The sequence below is a fragment of the Ruixingdingia sedimenti genome (assembly GCF_031432425.1).
In the GTDB taxonomy this organism is placed as follows: domain Bacteria; phylum Pseudomonadota; class Alphaproteobacteria; order Rhodobacterales; family Rhodobacteraceae; genus Ruixingdingia; species Ruixingdingia sedimenti.
On the sequence record NZ_JAVKPH010000002.1, the window covers coordinates 138,411 to 159,286 of the forward strand.

Consider the following 20,876-nt stretch of genomic DNA (forward strand, 5'->3'; position numbering starts at 1 on the left):
GGAATCGCGCGCTGTACCCGGCGCGCGGGACATTTCGCCGCGGAGGGCGGATCATCGCGCTGCCGATTTGTCTGGCGAAGGCGCGTGCCTTCGCCATATCCCGCGCGTGGAGTTGCCCTGGCCGGGGGCCCAAAGCCCCCGGCCAGCGCCCGCCCCGCCCATGGCGGGCGCTTCTCGCCCGCCGGGGCAGGCGCTGGCCTGGCCGGATTTCCCGGCATCACCGACTTTCACGGCACCGCCGTGCGACGGGCGGGGGAAACGCGGTGCGTTTCCTGACCCCGCCCGGCCCGGTGGCGATGCGGTGGCCTTTCCGCCCTACGGCCCCGGCGGCAGCCAGGGCAGGGCGGGCCCGCGCGGGACGATCCCGGTGGGGTTCAGCGCCTTGATCGAATGATACCCGCGCTTGATGTGATCCATGTTCACCGTCGCGCGCAGGCCGGGCAGGGCGAGGATGCGCTCCATATAGCCCTGTACCGCCGGATAATCGGCCACCCGGTGCAGGTTGCATTTGAACAGCCCGTGATAGGCCGCGTCGAACCGCACCAGCGTGACGAAGGCGCGGATGTCGGTTTCGGTGAACCGGTCCCCGATGAGCCAGCGCCGCCCGTCCGCCAGCCGCGATTGCAGCATGTCGAGCGCGGCGAAGACCTGCGCGAAGGCCTCGTCATAGGCGCCTTGCGTGCTGGCGAATCCGGCGCGGTAGACGCCGTTGTTGAACCGCTCGTACAGATCCGCGTTCAGCGCGTCGATCTCCGCCGCAAGGTCGGGCGGGCAGAGGTCGGGGCCGGAGGCCAGCGCGCCGAAGCCGCTGTTGAACATCCGCAGGATGTCGGCGGATTCGTTCGACACGATGGTGCCCTGCGCGCGGTCCCACAGCACCGGCACGGTGGCGCGGCCGGTGACATGCGGGTCGGCGCGGGTGTAGATCTGATGCAGGTAGGCGGCATCCCCGGGTTCGGTCAGCCGCCAGCCCTGATCGGTCAGCACCGGGTCCACCGCGGACAGGCTCACCACCCCGTCGAGCCCCTTCAGGTGGCGCGCGATCAGCGTGCGGCTGGCCCAGGGGCAGATATAGGCGACATACAGATGATACCGCCCCGGTTCCGCCCTGAACCCGCCGCGGCCCGTGGGCCCCGGCGCGCCGTCGGGCGTGATCCAGTTGCGAAAGCGCGACACCTGCCGGACGAACCGGCCCTTGTCGTCCTTGGCCTGCACCGGCTGCCAGTCGGCGGTCCATTTGCCATCCACCAGCATCTCAGGCCCCTTTCGCCGCGACGCGGATCCGCGTGCCCCAGGGATCCGCCTGCACCGGCGCCAGCCGGCCCGCCAGATCGGGATCGGCGCGGATCTCGACCTCGGCCAGCCCCGTCGCGGGATAGTCCCGCGGCCCGGCGGCGCGGCTGTTCCAGATGTTGGTCGCCAGATGGTGGTGATAGCCGCCCGCACCATAGAACAGCGCGCCCGGATAGCGGGACGTCACGGCAAAGCCCAACTGGCCGTGGTAAAAGGATTCCGCCGCCGGCAGGCTGCCGACTTGCAGATGCACATGGCCCACTACCATGCCCGCGGGCGCCCCCTGCCAGGGCCCGTCCGCCGCCGCCGCAAGCTCCTGGATGTCCAGCGCCTCGGTGGCCATCTTCACGCCGTCGGTGCTGACCTGCCATCGGTCGCGCGGGCGGTCGACATAGACCTCGATCCCGTTGCCCTCAGGGTCGGCAAGATACAGCGCCTCGCTGACCAGATGGTCGGCGCTGCCTTGCAGGGGTACGCGGGTCGCGGCGACATGGTGCAGCCAGCGGCCGAGCGCCGCGCGGTCGGGCATCAGGAAGGCGGTATGGAACAGCCCCGCCTCGCGCGGGCTCGACCGGCGGGCGGCGGGATCGGCGCGCAGTTCCAGCAGAACGCGGCCCCCCGCGCCGTAAAGCGCGGATGCGCCATCGGCGGATATCCGTTCCAGCCCCAGGGCGGTTTCGTAGAAGGCGCCCACGCGGCCAAGGTCATGGACGGTCAGCGCGACGCGGCCGATTTCCAGCGGGGCAGAGGCGGTATGCATCGGCAGTCTCCTTGTCTGGTTTCCGTCAATATGGACCGGACCCGCGCAGGTGATAATCCGCGTATCCGGAAGGTTATTTCATCCGTGATGGAATCAATCCCGGAACCGCGCCGCCAGAAAATCCACCAGCACCCGCACCTTCGCCGCCAGATGCCGCCCCGGCGGGTAAAGCGCGAAGACGCCATAGGGCGGGGGCGCATGGCCGGTCAGGATCTCTGCCACCCGCCCGGCGGCCAGACTGTCGGCGGCGACGAAATCCGGCACCCGCGCGATGCCCAGGCCCGCCTCGGCCGCCGCAAGGCAGGCCGCCGCGTTGGAATAGCGCAGCCGCCCCGCGACCGGCACCGCGGCGGAGGCGAAATGCCAATGCCCCGGGTCGCGGAAATTGGTGTCGATGATGCAGTCATGCGCCGCCAGATCGCCCGGGCCCCCGGGCGCCCCGCGTTCGGCCAGATAGAACGGCGCCGCCACCGTCAGCACCCGCGATCCGCCGATCCGCCGCGCGATCAGCCCCGAATCCCCCGCCTGGCCCACCCGCACCGCGGCGTCGAAACCCTCGTCTACAAGGCTCACCATCCGGTCGGTGAAGCTGACATCCAGCGTGATCTCGGGGTAGCGGCGGGCGAAATCGTTCAGCGCCGGCACCAGCTGCGTGATGCCGAAGGTCAGCGGCGCCGACAGCCGCAGCCGCCCGCGCGGCGCCTGCGCCGCATGGCGGATGGACTGGTCGAGCGCGTCGAACTCCTCCAGCAGGGCGCGCAGCCCTTCGTGATAGGCCAGCCCCGCCTCGGTCGGGGCCAGCGCCCGCGTGGTGCGGTTCAGAAGCCGCACCCCCAGATCCGCCTCCAGCCGCGAGACCAGTTTCGACGCCTGGCCCGAACTTGTCCCCAGCCTCCGCGCGGCGGCGGCGAAGCTGCCGGTTTCCATCACGGCCATAAACATCCGGTCGCAACTCAGCCTGTCCATCGCATGCATCCTTCTGCCCTGTCCCAGAATGCCCCGGCCCCGGCCCCGGGGGCAACCGCAACGAAGGGCTTTCCTTGGCGTTTCCGGGCGGGCATCATGGCGCGTGATCACGGCTGACGCCCGCATGAATGTTGGAGGCTCCCATGTTCCTTCCCCCCGGACGCATCGCGCAGGACTGGTGGCTTCTTCTGCTGCGGGGCATCGCGGTCATCCTCTTCGGGCTGGCGGCGCTGTTCTGGCCGGCGCTGACGGTGGGGGTGCTGGTGATGCTGTTCGGCGCCTTCGCGCTGGCCGACGGCATCCTGACGATCTGGGCGGGGCTGTCGGTGCGCGACCGGCCGGCGCGGCCGTGGCTATGGCTGCTCGACGGGGTGGCAAGCACGATCTTCGGCATCATCGCGCTGTTCTGGCCGGCGGAAACGGCAGTGGCGCTGGTGGTGCTGGCGGCGGTCTGGGCCATCGTGGCGGGGGTGCTGCGCATGGCCGCCGCCATCGCCTGGCGCAACCTGATCGAGGGCGAATGGCTGCTCGGGCTGTCGGGCCTTCTGTCGGTCGCCTTCGGCATCGCGCTCAGCTTCGTGCCGCTGGCGGGGATCCTGGCCTTCGGCTGGCTGATCGGGCTCTATGCGCTGCTGGCCGGGGTGGTGATGTGCGCGCTGGCCTTCCGCCTGCGCCGCCTGGCCTGAGCCGCCTTTCCGCACCACCTTTCCCCGGCGCGCCCGGCGTGCCAGAACAGGGGGGCCGGAACGGACCCGACCAGCCAGCGGATGCCCATGACCAAGACCGTCTTCCTTCTCAACGGCCCGAACCTCAACCTGCTCGGCCAGCGCCAGCCCGACATCTACGGACGCGAGACGCTTGCGGATGTCGAGGCCGCCTGCGCCGCGCTCGGCCGCGACCTCGGCCTCGACGTGCGGGCGCATCAGTCGAACCACGAAGGCGCGCTGGTGGACCTGATCCAGCAGGCGCGCCGCGACGCGCAGGGCATCGTCATCAACCCCGGCGCCTACAGCCACACCTCGGTCGCGATCCTCGACGCGCTGCATGCCTTCGAGGGCCCGGTGATCGAGGTCCATATCTCGAACATCCACCGGCGCGAGGCGTTCCGCCACCATTCCTTCGTCAGCGCCCGCGCCGAAGCGGTGATCGCGGGCCTCGGCACCGAAGGCTACCGCGCCGCGCTGCGCCGCCTCGCCCAACTGCTGGCCTGAGACACCCCGGCGGTTGGCCGGGGCGGAGAACTGCGCCTCCGGCGGGGATATTTTCAGACAGAAAATGAACAGGGGTGCCTCTTCATTTTCTGTCTGAAAATATCCCGGGGGTCCGGGGGCTGGCCCCCGGCGCCCACCGTGACGCCACGCATCCGTCAGGTCTTGAACACCCGATAGATCGCCGGGATCACCAGCACCGTCAGCAGGGTCGAGGTCAGCAACCCGAACAGGAGCGAGATGGCGAGCCCCTGGAAGATCGGGTCCGCGAGGATCACCACCGCCCCGATCATCGCCGCCACCGCCGTCAGCAGGATCGGCTTGAACCGGATCGCCCCCGCCTGGATCAGCACCTCGACCGGGCCGAGGCCCGCGGGCGCGTGGCGGATGAAATCCACCAGCAGGATCGAGTTCCTGACGATGATCCCCGCCAGCGCGATGAAGCCGATCATCGAGGGGGCGGAAAACGGCGCCGCGAAGATCCAGTGGCCGAAGACGATGCCCAGAAAGGTCAGCGGGATCGGCGTCAGGATCACCAGCGGCAGGCGGAAGCTGCCGAACTGCGCCACGACAAGGATGTAGATTCCCAGAAGCGCCACCGCGAAGGCCGCCCCCATGTCGCGGAACGTGACCCATGTCACCTCCCATTCGCCGTCCCACAGCAGCGTCACGGCGGATTCGTCCTCGGGCTGGCCGTTGAGGCGGATCACGGGTTTCGTGCCCTCCTCCCAGTCCATCGCCTCGATGGCCTCGGCCACGGCCAGCATGCCGTAGAGCGGCGCCTCGAAATCGCCGGCCAGTTCCGCCTGGACCATCTCGATGGCGCGGCCGTTGTGGCGAAAGACGGGAAAGCTCGCCCGTTCCTCGGTCAGGCGGATCACGTCGCCCAGTTCCACCACCCCGCGCGCGCCCGGCAGGACATTGGCGGGGATCGGCGTGGACAGGAAACGTTCGTCCACCATCCGGTCGCCGGCGTCGCGCGCGATCTCGATCGGGATCGGCATCCGCCCGCCGCCGCGATGCGAATAGCCCACCACCTGCCCGCCGTTCAGGATCGCCAGCGTGTCGAACACATCCGCCTCCTGCACGCCGAAAAAGTCCAGATCGTCGGTGGAAATCGTCGCGCGCAGCCGCCGCGGCTGTTCGCCGAAGCTGTCGTCCACATCGACGATATAGGGCACGCCCTCGAACGCCGCGCGGACCTTGCGCGCCACCGCGCGCCGCGTGTCGGCATCGGGGCCGTAGATTTCCGCCAGCAGCGTCGCCAGCACCGGCGGGCCGGGCGGCGGTTCCACCGTTTTCAGCACGGTGCCTTCCGGCAGGTCCAGCGCCGCCAGCCGCTGGCGGATGTCGAGCGCGATGGCGTGGCTCGTCCGGTCGCGGTGTTCCTTGTGGTCGAGGTTGATCTGCACCTCGCCCAGATGCGGTTCCGCCCGCAGGTAGGAATGGCGCACCAGCCCGTTGAAGTTGAAGGGGGCCGAGGCCCCGGCATGGGTCTGGACCGACAGCACCTCGGGCAGGTCCAGCACCGCGCGCGCCACGTCCTGCGCCACGCGGTCGGTGGCCTCTGCCGAGGCGCCCTCGGGCAGGTCCACCGTCACCGACAGTTCCGACTTGTTGTCGAAGGGCAGCAGCTTGACCGTCACGTCGCGGGTGTAAAGCGCGCCGAGCGAGCCGAAGGACAGCACCGCCGTGACCAGCAGGAACCCGAGGCTGCGCCCCTTCGACGCCAGCACCGGCCGCGCGACGGCGGAATAGATGCGGCCCAGAACGCCGCCCGCGTCGTCATGCCCATGCCCGCCGCCGTGCCCCTCGCCATGCACCGGCGCCCGGCCGGCGATCTTGATCATCAGCCAGGGCGTCACGATCACCGCGACGAAGAAGGAAAAGATCATCGCCGCGCTGGCATTCGCCGGGATGGGCGACATGTAGGGCCCCATCAGGCCGGACACGAACAGCATCGGCATCAGCGCCGCCACCACCGTCAGGGTGGCGACGATGGTGGGGTTGCCGACCTCTGCCACCGCGTCGATGGCGGCGCGCACCCGGTCGCGGCCGTCCTTCATGCCCCAGTGGCGGGCGATGTTCTCGATCACCACGATGGCGTCGTCCACCAGGATGCCGATGGAAAAGATCAGCGCGAACAGCGACACCCGGTTGAGCGTGTAGCCCATGATCCAGGCGGCGAACAGCGTCAGCAGGATCGTCACCGGGATCACGATGGCGACCACGATGGATTCGCGCCAGCCGATGGCCAGCCACACCAGCCCGATGATCGACACCGTGGCGAGGCCGAGGTGGAACAGCAGCTCGTTGGCCTTTTCGTTCGCGGTCTCGCCGTAGTCGCGCGTGACCGTCACGGCGACGGTATCGGGGATGGTGCGGCCCTGAAGCGCCTCGACCCGGTGCAGGATCGCCTCTGCCACCACCACGGCGTTCGCGCCTGCGCGTTTCGCCACGGCCAGCGTCACCGCCGGGTTGCGCGCGACCGTGCCGTCCTCTGCCCGGGTCACATGCGCCACCAGATGGTCCGAGGTATCGGACACGAACTGCACATCCGCCACATCGGCGACATAGACGGGGCGGTTGTCGCGGGTGGTCAGCAGCAGGTTCGCCACCTGCGCCGGCGCGCTCAGCGTCTCGCCCGCCACCAGCCCGATTTCCTGCCCCTGATCGTGCACCAGCCCGGTGTTGAGCGACCGGTTCGCCTGCGCCACCTTGCCCGCCAGCTGTTGCAGCGTCACCCCGTAAAGCGCCAGCCGCTCGGGGTCGGGCGCGATGCGGATCGCCTCGGGCGCCGCGCCCACCAGATAGGTCAGGCCGACATCGGGGGTCTTGGCGATTTCCGTGCGCAATTCGCGCGCGACGCGCGTCAGGTCGTTGGCGCTGACCCCTTCGGCCCCCGGTGCGGGCGACAGCGTCAGAGAGACGATGGCCACATCGTCGATCCCGCGCCCCACCACCAGCGGTTCGGGAATGCCGAGAGGGATCCGGTCCATGTTGGCGCGGATCTTTTCATGCACCCGCAGGATCGCGGCATCGGCAGAGGTGCCGACGATGAACCGCGCCGTCACCATCGCGCGGTCGTCGGCGGTCTGGGAATAGATGTGCTCGACCCCGTTGATGCCCTTGACGATGCCCTCCAGCGGCTCCGTCACCAGCTTGACCGCATCCTCGGCCCGCAATCCCTGCGCCTGCACATGGATGTCCACGAGAGGGACGGAAATCTGCGGTTCCTCCTCGCGCGGCAGGGTGATCAGCGCGACCATCCCCACCGCCAGCGCGGCGAGGATGAACAGGGGCGTCAGCGCCGAGGTGATGAAGCCCCGCGTCAGATGCCCGGCCATGCCGAGCGGGCGGTTTTCCAGCTTGTCACTCATTGCCCGTCACCACCCTGTCGCCGGGCCGCAGGCCCGAAAGCACCTCGACCATCGCCGCGCCGCCGATGTCATGGCGCTGGCCGATGACCACGGCGCGTTCCTTCGCCCCGGCGGGGCCGGTGACGATGACGAAATCCAGCCCCGCGCGGCCGACCACCGCATCCGCGGGCACCAGCAGCGCCTGCCGCGCGCCCACCGGCAGGCGGACCAGCACGCGGGCGTCGACGAAGGTTTCGGGCAGGCCCTCGACCTCGACATCCGCCAGCACGCGGCCGTTCTCGATCAGCGGATAGATGCGGGCAAGGCGGCCTTCGGCCTCGCCCGCTGCGGTTTCGATGCGGATCGCGTCGCCCTCGGCCAGCGTTGCGGCATGGCGTTCGGGCACCGCGAGCCGCAGGAAGAAGCCGCCGCCGCCGATGGCCGCAACCGCCTCGCCCGGCATGACGACCGCGCCCGCGGCCAGCGGCACGTCCAGCACCCGGCCCGCGACCGGGGCCAGCACCGCGCCTTCGGCCGCCTGCTGTTCCAGCACCTGCCGTTCGGCATGCACGGCGGCGATCTGTCCGGTCAGCACATCCACCTGCGTGCGCAACTGGTCGAGCCGCTGCGCCGTCGTCACCCCGCGTTGCAGAAGGTTCTCGCCCCGTTCCAGTTCGGCCCGGGCATTGGCCAGTTGCGCGTCCAGCGCGGCGGCGCGGGCGTCGATGGCCGACAGCTGATAGCCGATCTTGGCATCGACCACGGTGGCCAGCACCTGACCGGCGGCGACGGTATCGCCCTCGGCCACGGCGAGGCTGGCGACGGTGCCGCCGATCCGCGCACGGGCGGGAATGCGGTCGCGCGTCTCTATCCGGCCGTAGACGGCCTTCCATTCGGTCACGGCGACGGGGGCCAGGGGCGCGGTGTCGGCCCGGGCCGCGGCGGCGGGCATGGCCAGCGCGGCCGCAAGGCCGAGGGCAAGCAGGGGTTGGCGCATCGTTCGGTCCTCGATCGGGGCGGGCAGGGGCCCGGCGCATTCAAATTCAAGATTATGAATATATGAACCCGTCGCCGGGCGCAATGCCTATCTGCCGGGTGAGGCGCGCGGACGCAGGCCGGACACAGCGCCTCCGGGTCCCCCGCAAATGTCAGGGCATGCCGAAGACCTGCCGCTCTTGCCCGGAGTGTCCAGACATACGCCTGCGCCGGGTCGGATCGACCCTCACACCGGGGCCGGACCGGGCGGGATCAGGAAACGCATCGCGTTTCCCCGCCCGTCGCGCGGCGGTGCCGTCAGCGACGGTGATGCCGGGAATAATGGAAAGGCCGGGGCAACTCCAATCTTGTCCCATGGCGAAGGCACGCGCCTTCGCCAGACGGCGCGGGGGCGGGGGGCGGAAGGTCGATCCGCCTGCGGCGGGGAAGGGCGGCCGTCGGCCGGGGCCTGCCCCGGCATCCCCGTCGCGGCCGGTCACGTATCCCCGCCCGAGTCCCCCCGGCCGGGACAGGTGGCGCCCGCCGGTGCGGCTATGGTACGCCGCGCGAGGCCATGGCGGAGGACGAGATGAACCAGACCAACAGGATGCTGGCCGGGGGGCTGCTGACGGTGCTTGTCGCGTTCGGCATCAGCCGTTTCGTCTATACGCCGCTTCTGCCGCTGATGCAGGCCGAACACGGGCTGCCGCTGACGTTCTTCGGTTCGCTCGCGGGGCTGAACCTCGGGGGGTATCTGGTGGGGTCGCTGCTGGCGCTGCTTTGTGCGCGGGGGCGGGCGCGGCTGTGGGGGTTCCGGGCGGGCGTGCTGGTCAGCGTGCTGACGACACTGGCGATGGGGCTGACCGACGATCCCGCGGCGTGGCAGGCGATCCGGGTGCTGTCGGGGGCGGGCAACGCCTTTGCGCTGATCTGCTGCACCGGGATCGTGTCGGACGCGCTGGCGCGGATCGGCGACGACGCGCGGGTGGGCTGGCTGTTCTGCGGCATGGGCGCGGGGATCGCGGCCAGCGGCCTTCTGGTGCCGCAGGCGGCGCGGTGGATGGATTCGGCCGCCATCTGGGTGGTGGCGGGGGCGATCTCGGTGGCCGCGGTGCCGGTGATCCTGTCGGGGGTGCGCGATGCCGACCTGCCGCGGCGCGAGGGCCGCCGCCCGCCGCGCCATCTGCCGCAGGTGTTTCCGTTCTGGCCGCTGTTCTTCACCTATTCCATCGGCGGCATCGGCTTTGCCGCCTTCGCCACCTTCGTGGTGGCGATCATCAAGGCCCGCCCGGGGCTGGAGGGCGTGGCCGACTGGGTATGGATCGTCGTCGGCCTCTTTGCGGTGCCGAGCGGCCTTTGGGCGGGCGCGATCGCCAAGCGTATCGGCTATGCCCGCGCGCTGCTGCTGAACTATGTGATGCAGACCACCGCGATCCTGTTGCCGGTGGCCTCGGATGCGGGCTGGGTCGCGCTGCTGGCGGCGGCGATCTTCGGCACCACCTTCATGGCGACGCCGTTTCTGGTCGCCGCGCTCGGCCGGCACGGTCTGGGCGGGCGGGGCTTCGGCGCGCTGACCTTCGGCGGCGGCGTGGGGCAGGCGGCGGGGCCGCTGCTGCTGGGTCTGTTCGGCGGCGGCGTTGCGGCCTATCGCGAGGTCCTGCTGGCCTCGGGCCTGCTGACCGTCGTGGCGATGGGGATTCTGACCGGGGGCATGGTCCTTGCCCGGCTGCGCCCGGTGGCGGCGCCCGCGCAATAGCGCCTTGCCCCTGCGGCGGGGGCGGCTATCGTCGGGGCGAACCGGACCGGAATGGAAGACCCGAAGATGACAGCCACCCTCTGCACCCCCATGGCCCTGCGCGGGCTGACGCTGCGCAACCGCATCGTGATCTCGCCCATGTGCCAGTATTCGGCGCAAGGCGGGATCGCGAACGACTGGCATCTGGCGCATTACGGGCGGCTGGCGATGGGGGGGGCGGGGCTGGTGCTGTTCGAGGCCACGTCGATCAGCCCCGAGGGCCGCATCTCGCCCGGCGATCTGGGGCTGTGGGAGGATGCGCAGATCGCCCCCATGGCGCGGGTCGCGGCTTTCGTGAAATCGCAGGGCGCGGCGGCGGGGGTGCAGCTTGCCCATGCCGGCCGGCGCGCGGCCAGCCAGCGGCCCTGGCATGGCGCGGGGCCGCTCGGCCCCGAGGATGCCGATCTGCGGGGCGAACCCGCCTGGCCCGTGGTCGCGCCCTCTGCGCTGGCGATGGCCGAGGGCTGGCCGGTGCCGCAGGCGCTGAGCCTCGAGGGTATCGCGCAGGTCCGGGCCGATTTCGCCGCCGCCGCCCGCCGCGCGCTGGCGGCCGGGTTCGACGTGATCGAGATCCATGCCGCGCATGGCTATCTGCTGCACGAATTCCTGTCGCCCCTGTCGAATACGCGCGACGATGCCTATGGCGGCGACCGCGCGCGCCGCATGCGCCTGGCGCTGGAGGTGGCGGCGGACCTGCGCGCGATCTGGCCCGCCGACCGGCCGGTGTTCGTGCGCGTCTCGGTCGTGGACGGGGCCGATGGCGGGCAGACGGTGGAGGATACGGTGGCCTTCGCCCGGGAACTGAAGGCGCTCGGGGTGGATGTGGTGGATTGCTCGACCGGCGGGATGCTGGGCAGCGCCACCGCCTCGCGCGTGCCCCGCGGGCCGGGGTTCCAGCTGCCCTATGCCCGCGCGGTGCGCGAGGGCGCGGGGATCCCCGCGATGGCGGTGGGGCTGATCCTCGACCCCCATCAGGCCGAGGCCGCGCTGACCGAAGGCGATGCCGACCTGATCGCCATCGGACGCACCGCGCTCGACGATCCGAACTGGCCGCTGCATGCCGAACGGGCGCTGACGGGCGACCGGTGGGACCATTGGCCGCCGCAGGCGGGCTGGTGGTTGGAACGGCGCGCGGCCTCGCTGCGGCGATAGCGGCGCGCGCAGGGAGGGGCGATGGAAGGAAGCTTCGATTTCGTCATCATCGGTGCGGGCTCCGCCGGCTGCGTGCTGGCGAACCGCCTGTCCGAGGACCCGCGCGCCCGCGTCCTGCTGATCGAGGCGGGCGGATCCGACCGCTACCACTGGGTGCATATCCCCGTGGGCTACCTCTACTGCATCGGCAACCCCCGCACCGACTGGATGTACCGGACCGAACCCGAACCGGGCCTCGGCGGGCGGTCGATCCTTTACCCGCGCGGCAAGCTGATGGGCGGCTGTTCGTCGATCAACGGCATGATCTACATGCGCGGGCAGGCGGCCGATTACGACGGTTGGGCGCAGATGGGCTGCACCGGATGGGGCTGGGACGACGTGCTGCCGCTGTTCATCCGGTCCGAGGCGCATCATGCCGGCGGGCCCGCCCACGGGACGGCGGGCGAGATGCGGGTGGAACGCCAGCGGCTTCACTGGCCGGTGCTGGACGCGGTGGCGGAGGCGGCGGGCGAACTGGGCATTGCCCCCACGGCGGATTTCAACGCCGGCGACAATGCGGGCGTGGGCTATTTCGAGGTCACGCAGAAATCCGGCCTGCGGCATAGCGCGGCGCGCGCCTTTCTGGGCCGCAAGGTGCGGGCGCGGGCGAACCTGACGATCCTGACGCAGGCGCAGGTGACGGGGCTGGTGCTGGCGGACGGCCGGGTGACGGCGGTGGACTATGACCGCGGGGGCCGGCCGGGCAGGGTGGATGTGGCCGGGCAACTGGTGCTGGCGGCGGGGGCGGTCGGCACGCCGCAGATCCTGATGCTGTCGGGCATCGGCCCGGCGGATCACCTGGCCGATCTGGGCATCGCGCCGCGGCTCGACCTGCCGGTGGGGCGGAACTTGCAGGATCATTTGCAGATCCGCACCGTGTTCCGGGTGTCCGGCGTGCGCACGCTGAACGACCGCGCGGCGCGGCCCTTGGGGCGTGCGGGGATCGCGGCGGAATATGCGCTGTTCCGGCGCGGCCCGATGGCGATGGCGCCGAGCCAGTTGGGCATCTTCACCCGCACCGATCCGCGTCATGCCACGCCGAACGTGGAATTCCACGTCCAGCCCCTGTCGCTGGATGCCTTCGGGCAGCCGCTGCACCGCGATCCGGCGATCACCGTTTCGGTCTGCAACCTGCGCCCGACCAGCACCGGGGCGGTGACGCTGCAATCGCCCGACTGGCGGCAGGCGCCGCGGATCGCGCCCGGCTATCTGTCCACGCCCGAGGATATGGAGGTCGCCGTCGCCTCGGTCCGGCTGGCGCGGCGGCTGATGGCGACGCGGCGGATGGCGGGGATGGCGCCGCAAGAGGTGCTGCCGGGGGCGGAGGTGGATGCCGACGCCGATCCGGTCGCGGCGGCGGGCCGCATCGCCACCACGATCTTCCACCCCGTGGGCACCGCGCGCATGGGGCCTGCGGGCGATGCGGGCGCGGTGGTGGATCCGCAGTTGCGGCTGCGGGGGCTGACGAATGTCACCGTCGCCGACGCTTCGGTCATGCCGCGGATCGTGTCGGGCAACACCCATGCCCCGGTGGTGATGATCGCGGAACGCGCGGCGGATATTCTGCGCGGGCGGGGGTGAGGGCGGGCCTGACGGGGGCGGTAGGAATGCCGGCTCACTCACCTGGCCGCAAGCCGGATCGGAATTCGCATTCACCGCGCTGTCTGGCGAAGGCGCGTGCCTTCGCCACCGCGATTCAGGTGGAGTTGCCCCGGCCGGGGGCCCCAAGCCCTCGACCAGCGCCCCGCCCATGGCGGGCGCTACTCGCCCGCCGGGGCAGGCGCTGGCCTACCAGGATTTCCCGGCACACCATTCCTGACGGCAACCCCGCGCGAACGGGCGGGGGAAACGCAATGCGTTTCCTGATCCCGCCCGGCCAAACCGCGCTCATGCCCTGTGACGGCAGGGAAAAGGCGGTATGGTCGCGGCTCTCAGGTGTTTTCCGGCGACAGCTGGCCCCGCCCCGGCGGCGGCAACGAAAACGGGCGGTGGCCCGCGCCACCGCCCGCATGTTCCGGCCCTGCCGCAGGGCGCGTCAGTCCTTCGCGCGCTCGACGTAGGAATTGTCCTCGGTGTTGATCACGATCCGGGTGCCCGCGCCGATATGCGGCGGCACCATCACCCGCAGCCCGTTGGTGCAGATCGCGGGCTTGTAGGACGACGAGGCCGTCTGGCCCTTCACCACCGGCTCGGTCTCGGCGATCTCGACCGTCACCTTCTGGGGATATTCGATGGCGATCGCATTGCCCTCGAAGGTCTTGAGATAGACGCGGATCCCCTCGGTCAGGAACACCTTGCCGTCGCCCACCACATCGGGCGACACGGCGAGCTGTTCATAGGTCTCGGGCTCCATGAAGTGATAGCCCTCGCCGTCCTCGTAGAGGAAATCGTATTCGCGTTCGTCCACCGTCGCGCGTTCCACCTGTTCGGTCGTGCGCCAGCGTTCCGATACCTTCACCCCGTCGGCGATGCGGCGCATGTCGACCTGGGTCACGGGCGTGCCCTTGCCGGGGTGGATGTTCTGGGCCTGAAGAACGACATAGAGCCTGCCGTCCATGTCGATGACGTTGCCCTTGCGGATGCTGGAGGCGATGACTTTGACCACGGGTTTCGATCCTTGTTTGCGGCGCGCCCGCGCGGTAGGGCGGGGCGGGATGACCGCGCCCTAGCGCATCCTGACCGGAATCGCCAGCCCCAAGGACACCGAAATGCCCGCCGGAACGCCCGATGCCCCGCCCTGGTGGTCGCCCGAACGCCATGCCGACCGCCGCCCGGCGCTGCTGGCGCGCAACCGGATCCAGGCGGCCCTGCGCGGCTGGCTGGCGGCCGAGGGGTTCACCGAGGTCGATCCCGTCGCGTTGCAGGTCAGCCCGGGAAACGAGGCGCATCTGCATGCCTTCGCGACCGAGGCCCTAGGCTATGACGGCGCGGGCCGGGCGATGTATCTGCACACCAGCCCCGAATTCGCAATGAAGAAGCTGCTGGCGGCGGGCGAGACCCGCATCGCCGCCTTCGCCCATGTCTGGCGCAACCGCGAACGGGGGGTGTTGCACAGCCCCGAATTCACCATGCTGGAATGGTACCGCGCCGGGCAGGGCTACGAGGTGCTGATGGCCGATTGCGCGGCGCTGGCGCGGCTGGCGGTGCGGGCGGCGGGGGGCACGGCGCTGCGGTTCAGCGGCCATGAATGCGATCCCTTCGCCGAACCCGAACGGCTGTCGGTGGCAGAGGCCTTCGCGCGCCACGCCGGCATCGACCTGCTGGCCACTCTCGCCCCCGACGGGACGACCGACGCCCCCGCCCTGCGCGCGCAACTGGCCGCGCGCGGCCACCGCACGGCGGCGGACGACACCTGGTCCGACATGCTCAGCCGCGTGCTGGTCGCGGCGGTGGAGCCGCATCTGGGCCATGGCCGCCTGACGGTGCTCGACCGCTATCCGGTGGCCGAGGCGGCGCTGGCGCGCCCCGCTGCCGACGACCCGCGCGTGGCCGAACGGTTCGAGCTTTACGCCTGCGGGGTGGAACTGGCGAACGGGTTCGGCGAACTCACCAACCCCGCCGAACAGCGCCGCCGGTTCGAGGCCGAGATGGCGGAAAAACACCGCGTCTATGGCGAGCGCTACCCGCTGGACGAGGATTTCCTCGCGGCCCTCGCCCATATGCCCGCCGCGAGCGGCATCGCGATGGGCTTCGACCGGCTGGTGATGCTGGCCACCGCCGCCCCGCGCATCGACGACGTGCTCTGGACCCCGGTGGCGTGAGAGGGCCGGCCCCGCGCCACGGCCATCGCCCTTTCGGCGGGGCCGTGCCCCTGACATCCGTCGGCAGCCTCCGGCGGGAGTATTTGGAAAAAGATGAAGCCGCCCACCCTTGCCGGGCAAGCGCGGCCGCCGCATTTTCTGTCCCCAAATATCCCCGCCGGAGGCCCCCGACCTGCCCACCCGCTCCACCCGTCCGAAGATGCGGCCAGCGTCGCCACCGGGCCGCGGCAGCGCCGGCGAGGGGGGCTCGATGCCCCCCGAGGCGGCGGTCCCGGGGCTGCCGGGCGGGGGTCTAGCCGCCCCGCGCCGCGTGCTGCTGGCGATAGCCCGAGGGGGTCTGGCCGAACTTGGCCTTGAACAGGCGGGAAAACTGCGCCTGGTCGGAAAAGCCGAAGCGGTAGGCGATGTCCGACATCGGCATGGTGCCCGGCAGTTGCAGCAGGTCGCGCGCGGCGATGAGGCGCTGGTCGCGGATATATTGCGACACGGTGCTGTTGGCCTCTGCGAACAGTTCGTGCAGGTAGCGTTTGGAAATCCCGCAGGCCTCGGCCACCATGTCGGGCGACAGCGCGGGGTCGGCGAGGCTGCGGCGGATCACCGCTTCGGCCCGGCGCAGATGCGCCTCGCGCACGGCCGAGCGCACGCCCTCGCCCCCGCCTGCCTGCCCGTCGACCGCCAGCGCCAGCAGTTCGATCAGCTGCCGTCCCAGCACCTCGGCGCTGCGGGGATCCACGTCGCGCTGCGCCTGCACCTGCTGCGCCATCGATACGAACAGCGCCCCCATCCCCCCGCGCCCGTCGAACACCTGCGCGCAATGGCGGTCGGGGCTGCGGATCTTTTCCGCCAGCACCGGCCGGGCCACCTTCAGCACGTAAAGGTCGTTCGGCGCCTCGTAGGAAAACCGGTAGGGCTCGTCCCCGCGTTCGATGATGAACCCGCCGGGGTCGCAGCGCACGTCGCGGCCCAGTTGCCGGAAATCGACCGGCGCGCGGCGGGGGATGGTGATCAGGTATTCCTCTTCCGTCGTGCCGGCGATGTGGCGCAGGTTGCGTTCATAGCGCAGCGGCTGCGTCTGCAACCGCGACAGCGACACCGCGCCGACGCTGCCCTTTTCCAGCCGGCCCTGAAAGGCCCCGGCATCGCGGAAGGTCAGTTGCAGGGGGAAATAGGCCTCGGCGATCACGGCGTTCCAGTGGCCCGCGCGTTCCGGCGCGGCCACATGATCGGTGCTGTGTGCCTTGGTCTGCATGGACGCGCCACCCCCCGACAGCGTGACATGGGTTGATTCTAGATAGTCCCGCGGCACCTCATTGCAAGGCATTTCCGCCCCGCCGCCGTCTTGCCGCACCCGATGGGGCCGGGTGCAGGGCCCGGGTGCACGGCCCGGGTGCACGGATTGCCAAATCCTTCCGCGCTGGCCTGCAAGACGCCGCCCCCGAATCGCGCGACGCTGATTGCCAGAGTTCAAGAAGCCGGGAATCGGCCAGTGCAGGGAGTTTCGCCGGACAACCACCCCTTCCGGGGCGGCGATGGCGCCTGCGCGGCCGGACGGCCCCACAGGAAGGATGGACCATGACCAAACGGAAGGTCGACCCGATCACGCTTTCGGTCGTGCGCGGCGTGCTGGAGACGACGCAGCGCGAGATGACCCTGACGCTGGAACAGACCGCGCGCAGTTCGGTCTTCAACCTCGCGCACGACTATTCCACCGCGCTTTTCAACCACACGCCGGAAATGATCCTGCAAGGGCAGGACATCCCGATCCACCTCGGCTCGCTGATCCCGGCGATGAAGTCGGTGGCGAAGTTCTTCGAGGGCGACATCCACGATGGCGACCTGATCCTGCACAACGACCCGGCCTATGGCGGGTCGCACATCATCGACACCTGCATGTACTACCCCGTGTTCTACGAGGGCGAGCTGGTGTTCTGGACCGTCTGCAAGGGCCACCTGACCGACATCGGCGGCCCGGTGCCCGCCGGCTACAACCCCGCGGCGACGGAGATCTATGCCGAGGGTCTGCGCATCCCCCCCGTCAAGCTGTGGGACAAGGGCAAGCCCCGCCATGACGTGATGAACCTGCTGCTGACCAACATGCGCGCGCGCCGCGACCAAGAGGGCGATTTCAACGCGCTCATCGGCGCCTGCAAGGTGGGCGCGAGGGCGCTGACCGGGCTGATGGACAAATACGGCAAGGACATGGTGCAGGACTGCATCGCCGAACTGCTGGACATGGCCGAGGCGCATATGCGCAAGCTCATCTCCGAGGTCCCGGACGGCACCTATACCGGCACCGCGATCCTCGAGGACGCCGGCCACGGCTTCGGCGATTTCGAGATCACCGCGACGGTGACGATCACCGGCGACAACTGCCATATCGCCGTGAACTCGCCCCCGCAGGTGCCCTATTTCATCAACAGCTATGAAGGGAACAGCCATTCGGGCGTCTATCTGGGCCTGATGATGTTCGCGCAGCTTCCGCCGCCCTACAACGAGGGGCTCTATCGCTGCGTCACCACCGACATGGGCCCCAAGGGCACGCTCTGCAACGCGAAATCGCCCGCGCCGCACATGAACTGCACCACGACGCCGATGGAAACGCTGACCGATGCCGTGCGGCTGGCGTTCGAGCAGGCGGCGCCCGCCAAGGTTTCGGCAAGCTGGGGCCATGCCAACGGCTGCAACATCGCCGGCTGGGACAAGCGGCATGACGAGGAATATGTGACCATGGTGCTGGCCTCGATCATCTCGGGCGCCGGGGCCACGGCAAGCCAGGACGGCTGGCATGCCTGCGGGCCGGAATGCTGCTTCGGCGCGCTGACCAGCGGAGATATCGAGATGCTGGAACACAGCTACCCGATCATCATCCACCGCTACGGGCTGATGGAGGATTCGGGCGGCGCGGGCAAGAACCGCGGCGGGTCCGGCACCTGCTGGGAGGTGGAGCCGCTGGATACCCCGATGACGCTGATCACCTTCGGCGAAGGCCGCCGCATCCCGGCGATGGGGGCCGCGGGGGCGAAGTCGAACATGGTCGCGCCCAAGGTCGGGCGGCTGGAGGTCACGCGCAACGGCGAGACCAAGATCATCACCGAAAACGTCATCGAGACGATCCAGCCCGGCGAACGCGCGGCCAACAAGAACCCCGGCGGCGGCGGCTACGGCAACCCGTATGAACGCGACATCCAGAAGGTGGTCGAGGACGTGCGCAACGGCCTCGTCAGCCTCGCGGGGGCCAAGGCCGACTACGGTGTCGTCATCACCGATGCCGAAACCCTCGCCGTCGATCACGACGCCACCCGGAAACTGCGCGCGGCCGCCGCCTGATCCGCGACGCGCACATTTTCTGTCCAGAAATATCCTCGGGGGTCCGGGGGCAGGCAGCCCCCGGCGCCGGCAGCAGCCACGGGCCCCGACGCCACCAAGGAAGCATACCATGCTGAACAAATATCGCCTCGGCATCGACGCGGGCGGCACCTTCACCGACTTCATCCTGGCCGACCGCGACGGCGAGGTCCGCATCTTCAAGGCGCTGTCCACGCCGCAGGACCCGACGCTGGCCATCCGCAACGGCCTGAAACTGATCGAGGAGGAAACCGGCATCACGCCGACCGAGATCGTGTCGAACGCCGACCTGTGCATCAACGGCACCACGGTGGGGCTGAACGCGCTGATCACCCATACCGGCGCCAAGACCGGCCTCATCGCCACCTCGGGCCATGAGGACAGCATCGAGATCCGCCTCGGCCACAAGGAAGACGGCTACCGCTACGACCCGGAATATCCGCCCGCGACGATGCTGGTGCCGCGCTACCTGCGCCGCCCGGTGCGCGAACGGGTGATTTCCACCGGCGCCGTCCACACGCCGATGAACGAGGACGACGTGCGCGACGCCTGCCGCTTCTTCCTCAAGGAAGGCGTGCAGTCGGTCGCCATTTCCTTCGTCTGGTCGGTGCTGCATCCCCAGCACGAACTGCGCGCGGCGGAAATCGTGCGCGAGATGATGCCGGACGTGCGCCTGACGGTGGGCAGCCAGCTTTACCCGCAGGTGCGCGAATACACCCGCACCTCGACCGCCATCGTGAACGCCTACCTCGCCCCCATCCTGCAACGCTATGTCGAGGCGGTGGACGGCTATTTCCGCAGCCTCGGCGCCCGGAACCCGGTGCGCTACTTCCAGTCGAACGGCGGGCTTGCGGTGGGGTCGGTGGTGACGGACCAGTCGGTCTATGCCATCAACTCCGGCCCCGCGTCGGCGCCGCAGGCCGCGCTTTACATCGGTGCGCCCTGGGATCTGAAGAACATCATCACCGTCGACATGGGCGGCACGTCCTTCGACATCACCCTGACCCGCGACGGCCGGGCCAACGTGTCGAAGAACATCGACTTTTTGCGCTACCGCATCGGCATCCCGATGATCCAGGTGGAAACGCTCGGCGCGGGCGGGGGGTCCATCGGCTGGATCGACTCGATGGGCTTGATGCAGATGGGGCCGCAGTCGGCGGGGTCCGAACCGGGGCCCGCCTGCTATGACCAGGGGGGCGAGCGGCCGACGACCACCGACGCGAACCTTGTCCTCGGCTATCTCAACCCCGACGGGCTGGTGGGCGGGCGGCTGCCGCTGAACGTGGCAAAGGCGCGCGGCGCGGTGCAGGCGCATCTGGCCGATCCGCTGAACATGAGCGTGGAAAAGGCCGCCTACGGCATGTTCACCATCGTGAACAACAACATGGTGAACGCGATCCGCCGCGTGTCGGTCGAACGCGGCTACGACCCGCGCGACTTCGTGCTGAACTGCGCGGGCGGTGCGACGGCGGCGCATATCACCGCGCTGGCGCGGGAAATGGGGATCCGCAAGATCCTGATTTCCAAACTCGCTTCGGGGCTCTGCGCCTATGGGCAGATCATTTCGGATGTGAAGTACAACTACATGGCCCCCGCCCCGGTGCGTCTGGAAGGGGCAGAGGCGGCGGCGAAGCTCGACACCCTTTTCAACGGGCTGGAGGCGCGGGGCCGCCAGGATCTGGCCGAGGACGGGTTTACCGAGGACCGCATCGCCATCCGCCGCAGCCTCGACATGCGCTATGTCGGGCAGGTGCATGAATGCACCGTGGACGTGGACCCGTTCACCGTCGACGAGGCGGCGCTGGAAAAGCTCAAGGCCGCCTTCCACGCCCGGCACGAGGAACTCTACACCTATTCCGAACCGCAAAGCGCGGTCGAGGTGGTGAACGTCGAAAGCGCGATCTGGGGCCGGGTGGACAAGCCCAGGCGGGTGAGCATCGCGGCGGGCAGGGGCGCGCATACCGCGCTCGACGGCACGCGCGAGATGATCTTCCGCGCCGACGGCACCGCGCAGGACACGCCCGTCTACAACGGCGCGAAACTGGGCGCGGGCGACCGCATCGCCGGCCCCGCGGTGATCGAGGAGGTGACGACCACCATCGTGATCGAGCCGGGCTGGGTCGCCGACCTGCACGACAGCGGGGTCTATGTGCTGACCATGACCGAAGAGTGAACCCGCCCCGGCGCGGATCGCCGCCGGGACACAGGGCGCACTTGACGTTG

15 protein-coding genes are annotated in these 20,876 nt (G+C 69.9%); 8 read left to right on the forward strand and 7 right to left on the reverse strand.

The annotated features are described in order from the left end of the window. Positions 1–315: 315 nt before the first annotated feature. From RGD00_RS02720 to RGD00_RS02730, 3 genes are all read right to left on the reverse strand, one after another. Positions 316–1,254, reverse strand: coding sequence for a glutathione S-transferase family protein (locus tag RGD00_RS02720; RefSeq protein ID WP_310455683.1), 939 nt, complete (start codon positions 1,252–1,254; stop codon positions 316–318). Position 1,255: 1 nt separating this feature from the next. Next, positions 1,256–2,053 (reverse strand): VOC family protein, encoded by a 798-nt coding sequence (locus tag RGD00_RS02725; RefSeq protein WP_310455685.1) that lies wholly within the window; start codon positions 2,051–2,053, stop codon positions 1,256–1,258. Positions 2,054–2,146: 93 nt separating this feature from the next. After that, positions 2,147–3,019, reverse strand: a complete 873-nt coding sequence (locus tag RGD00_RS02730; RefSeq protein WP_310455686.1) for a LysR family transcriptional regulator — start codon at positions 3,017–3,019, stop codon at positions 2,147–2,149. Between the two features lie 143 nt (positions 3,020–3,162). Here RGD00_RS02730 and RGD00_RS02735 point away from each other — a divergent pair, with 143 nt between their 5' ends. Beyond that, on the forward strand, positions 3,163–3,705 hold the full coding sequence (locus tag RGD00_RS02735) for an HdeD family acid-resistance protein (protein ID WP_310455688.1): 543 nt from the start codon (positions 3,163–3,165) through the stop codon (positions 3,703–3,705). A gap of 87 nt (positions 3,706–3,792) precedes the next feature. Next, the gene (gene aroQ, locus RGD00_RS02740; RefSeq protein ID WP_310455689.1) at positions 3,793–4,230 is read left to right on the forward strand and encodes a type II 3-dehydroquinate dehydratase; all 438 of its coding nucleotides are present in this window, start codon (positions 3,793–3,795) and stop codon (positions 4,228–4,230) included. Between the two features lie 155 nt (positions 4,231–4,385). On the opposite strand, the gene RGD00_RS02745 is transcribed toward aroQ, so the two are convergent. Next, positions 4,386–7,607, reverse strand: coding sequence for an efflux RND transporter permease subunit (locus tag RGD00_RS02745; protein ID WP_310455691.1), 3,222 nt, complete (start codon positions 7,605–7,607; stop codon positions 4,386–4,388). Then, on the reverse strand, positions 7,600–8,571 hold the full coding sequence (locus RGD00_RS02750) for an efflux RND transporter periplasmic adaptor subunit (protein ID WP_425603350.1): 972 nt from the start codon (positions 8,569–8,571) through the stop codon (positions 7,600–7,602). The genes RGD00_RS02745 and RGD00_RS02750 overlap by 8 nt, the downstream gene beginning before the upstream one ends. 579 nt (positions 8,572–9,150) lie before the next feature. On the opposite strand from RGD00_RS02750, the gene RGD00_RS02755 reads away from it, so the two are divergent. From RGD00_RS02755 to RGD00_RS02765, 3 genes are all read left to right on the forward strand, one after another. Beyond that, complete coding sequence (locus RGD00_RS02755) at positions 9,151–10,317, forward strand: YbfB/YjiJ family MFS transporter (RefSeq protein WP_310455693.1); 1,167 nt, start codon at positions 9,151–9,153, stop codon at positions 10,315–10,317. 66 nt (positions 10,318–10,383) lie between these two features. Further along, on the forward strand, positions 10,384–11,508 hold the full coding sequence (locus tag RGD00_RS02760) for an NADH:flavin oxidoreductase/NADH oxidase (protein WP_310455695.1): 1,125 nt from the start codon (positions 10,384–10,386) through the stop codon (positions 11,506–11,508). Positions 11,509–11,529: 21 nt separating this feature from the next. After that, positions 11,530–13,128, forward strand: a complete 1,599-nt coding sequence (locus RGD00_RS02765) for a GMC family oxidoreductase (RefSeq protein ID WP_310455697.1) — start codon at positions 11,530–11,532, stop codon at positions 13,126–13,128. Positions 13,129–13,582: 454 nt separating this feature from the next. On the opposite strand, the gene efp is transcribed toward RGD00_RS02765, so the two are convergent. Next, the gene (efp, locus tag RGD00_RS02770) at positions 13,583–14,152 is read right to left on the reverse strand and encodes an elongation factor P (protein WP_310455698.1); all 570 of its coding nucleotides are present in this window, start codon (positions 14,150–14,152) and stop codon (positions 13,583–13,585) included. Between the two features lie 103 nt (positions 14,153–14,255). On the opposite strand from efp, the gene epmA reads away from it, so the two are divergent. After that, a complete protein-coding gene (gene epmA / locus RGD00_RS02775; protein WP_310455700.1) occupies positions 14,256–15,308 on the forward strand; it encodes an EF-P lysine aminoacylase EpmA in 1,053 nt (350 codons plus the stop codon). A gap of 292 nt (positions 15,309–15,600) precedes the next feature. Here epmA and RGD00_RS02780 read toward each other — a convergent pair whose 3' ends face one another. Next, positions 15,601–16,557: an AraC-like ligand-binding domain-containing protein gene (locus tag RGD00_RS02780; RefSeq protein WP_310455701.1), complete on the reverse strand. Its 957-nt coding sequence runs from the start codon at positions 16,555–16,557 to the stop codon at positions 15,601–15,603. 323 nt (positions 16,558–16,880) lie between these two features. Here RGD00_RS02780 and capB point away from each other — a divergent pair, with 323 nt between their 5' ends. After that, the gene (gene capB, locus RGD00_RS02785) at positions 16,881–18,635 is read left to right on the forward strand and encodes a caprolactamase subunit beta (RefSeq protein ID WP_310455703.1); all 1,755 of its coding nucleotides are present in this window, start codon (positions 16,881–16,883) and stop codon (positions 18,633–18,635) included. A 109-nt stretch (positions 18,636–18,744) separates the two neighbouring features. Next, positions 18,745–20,826: a caprolactamase subunit alpha gene (capA, locus tag RGD00_RS02790; protein WP_310455705.1), complete on the forward strand. Its 2,082-nt coding sequence runs from the start codon at positions 18,745–18,747 to the stop codon at positions 20,824–20,826. The last annotated feature ends 50 nt before the right edge of the window (positions 20,827–20,876 follow it).

Excerpts from the sequence above, each read along its gene's own strand:
- RGD00_RS02730 (WP_310455686.1), bottom strand. The coding sequence starts at position 3,019 with ATGGACAGGCTGAGTTGCGACCGGATGTTTATGGCCGTGATGGAAACC.
- RGD00_RS02780 (WP_310455701.1), bottom strand. The coding sequence starts at position 16,557 with ATGCAGACCAAGGCACACAGCACCGATCATGTGGCCGCGCCGGAACGC.
- aroQ (WP_310455689.1), top strand. The coding sequence starts at position 3,793 with ATGACCAAGACCGTCTTCCTTCTCAACGGCCCGAACCTCAACCTGCTC.
- RGD00_RS02735 (WP_310455688.1), top strand. The coding sequence starts at position 3,163 with ATGTTCCTTCCCCCCGGACGCATCGCGCAGGACTGGTGGCTTCTTCTG.
- RGD00_RS02755 (WP_310455693.1), top strand. The coding sequence starts at position 9,151 with ATGAACCAGACCAACAGGATGCTGGCCGGGGGGCTGCTGACGGTGCTT.
- RGD00_RS02725 (WP_310455685.1), bottom strand. The coding sequence starts at position 2,053 with ATGCATACCGCCTCTGCCCCGCTGGAAATCGGCCGCGTCGCGCTGACC.
- RGD00_RS02760 (WP_310455695.1), top strand. The coding sequence starts at position 10,384 with ATGACAGCCACCCTCTGCACCCCCATGGCCCTGCGCGGGCTGACGCTG.
- RGD00_RS02765 (WP_310455697.1), top strand. The coding sequence starts at position 11,530 with ATGGAAGGAAGCTTCGATTTCGTCATCATCGGTGCGGGCTCCGCCGGC.
- epmA (WP_310455700.1), top strand. The coding sequence starts at position 14,256 with ATGCCCGCCGGAACGCCCGATGCCCCGCCCTGGTGGTCGCCCGAACGC.
- capA (WP_310455705.1), top strand. The coding sequence starts at position 18,745 with ATGCTGAACAAATATCGCCTCGGCATCGACGCGGGCGGCACCTTCACC.
- RGD00_RS02745 (WP_310455691.1), bottom strand. The coding sequence starts at position 7,607 with ATGAGTGACAAGCTGGAAAACCGCCCGCTCGGCATGGCCGGGCATCTG.
- RGD00_RS02720 (WP_310455683.1), bottom strand. The coding sequence starts at position 1,254 with ATGCTGGTGGATGGCAAATGGACCGCCGACTGGCAGCCGGTGCAGGCC.
- capB (WP_310455703.1), top strand. The coding sequence starts at position 16,881 with ATGACCAAACGGAAGGTCGACCCGATCACGCTTTCGGTCGTGCGCGGC.